The sequence below is a fragment of the Methyloceanibacter sp. genome, assembly GCF_051306395.1.
GTDB lineage: Bacteria > Pseudomonadota > Alphaproteobacteria > Rhizobiales > Methyloligellaceae > Methyloceanibacter.
The window spans coordinates 1-2,380 of the sequence record NZ_JBPPND010000253.1; the positions used below are offsets into that span (position 1 = coordinate 1).

2 protein-coding genes and 1 pseudogene are annotated in these 2,380 nt (G+C 63.0%); all 3 read left to right on the top strand.

Features of this window, described 5'->3' with window-relative positions; all coding sequences use genetic code 11:
- A pseudogene (locus ACSLE4_RS13655) lies at nt 1-160 on the top strand (efflux RND transporter permease subunit); the annotation flags it as partial.
- A 75-nt stretch (nt 161-235) separates the two neighbouring features.
- A complete protein-coding gene (gene istA / locus ACSLE4_RS13660) occupies nt 236-1,318 on the top strand; it encodes an IS21 family transposase (RefSeq protein WP_435904986.1) in 1,083 nt (360 codons plus the stop codon).
- Nucleotides 1,315-2,169 carry an IS21-like element helper ATPase IstB gene (istB, locus tag ACSLE4_RS13665; protein ID WP_435904987.1) on the top strand — a complete coding sequence of 285 codons (855 nt, stop codon included), beginning with the start codon at nt 1,315-1,317 and terminating at the stop codon, nt 2,167-2,169. Before istA ends, istB begins: the two co-directional genes overlap by 4 nt.
- Nucleotides 2,170-2,380: the final 211 nt, after the last annotated feature.

Genomic DNA, 2,380 nt, shown 5'->3' on the forward strand with positions numbered 1-2,380 from the left:
CCAGGCTCAAGCGGCGGTCGAGCGGATCGCCGCAGAGACGCTGCCCAAGGGTATTGCCTTCGAGTGGACGGAGCTGACCTACCAGGAGATCCTCGCCGGGAATTCCGCGGCGCTGATTTTCCCGATCTCGATCCTGCTCGTGTTCCTGGTGTCACCGGCAGTGGGAAACTGACCCAGGCGGCAATGTGAATCTGCCCCGCCCGCGATAGGTGGTTCCTCCTGAGGGGAGGGGCCGATGCTGAAGGCGGAGGAACAGATGGAATTGACGATTTTGAAGAAGCACGGCGAGAGCATCCGCTCCCTCAGTCGATCGACGGGGCTGTCGCGGAATACGGTGCGCCGTTACCTGCGGGGCGGGGATACGACGGCGACGCGGAAGCCGGGGCCCAAGCGGCCTGAGAAGCTCGATCCCTATAAGACATACATCATCGATCGGATGGCGGCAGCGTCGCCGGATGCGATCCCGGCGTCGGTGCTGCTGCGCGAGATTCAGGAACGAGGCTACGACGGCGGATATTCCCGCGTGAAGCAGTTCGTGCGCGGTCTGGTGCCGGCCTCGCCACCCGAACCGGTCGTGCGTTTTGAGACCGAGCCGGGCCGCCAGATGCAGGCGGACTGGGCGACGGTCGGGACAGGCTCTGCCAAGCTGAAGGTGTTCATCGCCACGCTCGGCTGGAGCCGGATGGCTTATGTCGAGTTCTGCGACGACGAGCAGGTCGAGACGTTGATCGCGTGCCACGAACGCGCCTTCTTGGCGTTCGGCGGCGTGCCTGAGGAAGTGCTCTACGACAACATGAAAACGGTCGTTCTGGAGCGCAACACTTATGGTCGTGGCGCGCATCGCTTTCATCCGGGCTTCCTGGATTACATCAAGCACGCCGGTGCGCTGCCGCGTCTGTGTCAGCCCTATCGTGCTCAGACGAAGGGAAAGGTGGAGCGCTTCATCGGTTATCTGAAACGGAGCTTCTGGGTCCCATTCGTTGCCACGCAGCGGCAGGCCGGCGTATTGCCCGACAAGCATTCGGCCAACGCAGCGGTTGCGCGCTGGCTGCGCGAGGTAGCGAATGCGCGCGTGCATGCGACGACCGAGGACGTTCCGGCCGAACGGTTGATCATCGAAAAGACCAAGCTGCAGGACCTTCCGGCGGCCTATCGTGGACGCTCGGCGCGTATGGCACTGGCCGTGCCGGAACGTAAACCCGTGATCGGGTATCAGCATCCACTATCGGTCTATGACTTATTGTTTGCGCCTTCCAATTGTCCTGCGGAGAGTAGGACGGAAGGCGCCGTAGATGTTTCGCCGGAGGTTGTGGCATGAGCAATCTCCAGCACGCCAATCTTCAACATGAACGCATCACAGCGCTGGCGACCGAACTTAGACTTCTGGCGGTGCCGGATCTCTACGGTCCGATCGCGCAGACGGCGGCGACGCGGAAAGACGCCAGCTATGCCGACTTCCTCGAAGACATTCTGCGATCCGAACGCGACGCCCGTCACGTCAGGTCGCGCGAGATGTTCACGAGGATGGCGGGCTTCCCGGCGCTGAAAACATTGGAGGCTTACGACTTCGCCTTCGCCACCGGCGCACCGCGCCAGCAAATCCAGGAGCTGGCGGCGCTCGGCTTCGTCGAGCGTGCGGAGAATATCGTCCTGTTGGGCCCCAGCGGCACCGGCAAGACCCATCTCGCGATCGCCTTCGGCCTGCTGGCCGCGCACAGGGGCTGGAAGGTGCGCTTCACGACGGCGGCCGATCTGATCATCACGCTCGAAGCGGCGCAACGGCAAGGGCGGATCAAGGAGGTGATGCACCGGATCGTGGCGGCGCCGAAACTGCTGATCATCGACGAGATCGGTTATCTGCCGTTCGGGCGCGAGCAGGCCAACCTGTTCTTCCAGGTTGTGGCGCGGCGCTATGAAAAGGGCTCGCTTGTGCTGACTTCGAACCTGGCGTTCGGGAGTTGGGATGACGCGTTTGCAGCCGACGCCGTGCTGACCGCCGCCATGCTCGATCGCATCCTGCATCACGCCACGGTCGTGCAGATCACGGGCGAGAGCTACCGGCTCAAGGACAAGCGCCGCGCCGGCATCCTGGCCCGGCCGCAGCCAAACCTGTTGGCGACCGCACCGGTGGCGCCGAAGGCGAAAACAGCGAGGGAAGAAAAGGTCTGAGCGGCATCGTTCCCTTAGCTAAGGCAACGCTGCCGCAAGGCGTGGGTGGGTCAGGTTCAAGTTGGCGACAACGGCAAACCCGGGTCAGATTCAAAGTGCCGTTGACACTTGGCGCTTCGGCACCATCGGCAGCTTCTCGATCGCTCCGAAGGGGACAGTAAGCTTTACGGCGCTCGGCGTCAGATTGTCGACGTAGCAAGCCCATTCCGCA

Bases quoted from the DNA above. Each gene is read 5' to 3' on its own strand.
- istA (WP_435904986.1), top strand. From the start codon at position 236: ATGCTGAAGGCGGAGGAACAGATGGAATTGACGATTTTGAAGAAGCAC.
- istB (WP_435904987.1), top strand. From the start codon at position 1,315: ATGAGCAATCTCCAGCACGCCAATCTTCAACATGAACGCATCACAGCG.